Below are 756 nucleotides of genomic sequence, written 5' to 3' on the forward strand. Positions count from 1 at the left end.
CGGGTACTTGGCCACGCTGGTCAGGACCAGCAGAATTTTCTTGCTCACGGCATGCTCCTTGGCTATCCACACAGAGAATCACGAAGACGGCGCAACGCTCAGCAAGCGCACCATGTTGCGCTGCCGGGCCTTAAAAAATACGCGCCATGCAGCGGTTGACTATCAGCCACTCCAAAGGTGCACCGCCAATGGCCCGATAGGTCACCCGGTCGGTGTACAGGGTGCCGGTCTGCAACCCGCCAGAAAAGTCATGCGCGCAACCCTGAACACACCTGAAGCGCCCTATTCAACCGGCAAATAGATAACAATTAGGATCAATAAAAACCAATAAATCATTGTTTTTATTCGCTTTTATAAACATAGAAACAGGATCAACTAAACCATTCATAAAACAAGGTTATGATCATAATTCACTTTAAGGCACATCCCCCTTCGAGCAGCCCCATGCAACTCGGAGCACTGCTGCTCGGCGCAGCAAATCAGCGCAGACAAGCCCCCTGCCAAACCACAAGCCCCTCGCTGGATCGCCCTGGCCTTCGCGCTTTTCAATAGACGGATTGGAGTCGGGGACTTTTATCCGGGAAACCGGTAGGGTGCGCAATTTCCTCCATTCATCACTGGATGTTGCTGCCGGTTGCACGGAGTTTTACCGACCAATGAGTTGCTGGACCCTACTCGGCCTGCCCGCCACCGCTGATACCCGGACCATCAAGCGCCACTACGCCAAGCTGCTCAAGCAGTACGGTCATGGCCAGT

This window comes from Pseudomonas protegens (assembly GCF_003732485.1).
Classification (GTDB): Bacteria; Pseudomonadota; Gammaproteobacteria; order Pseudomonadales; family Pseudomonadaceae; genus Aquipseudomonas; species Aquipseudomonas protegens_B.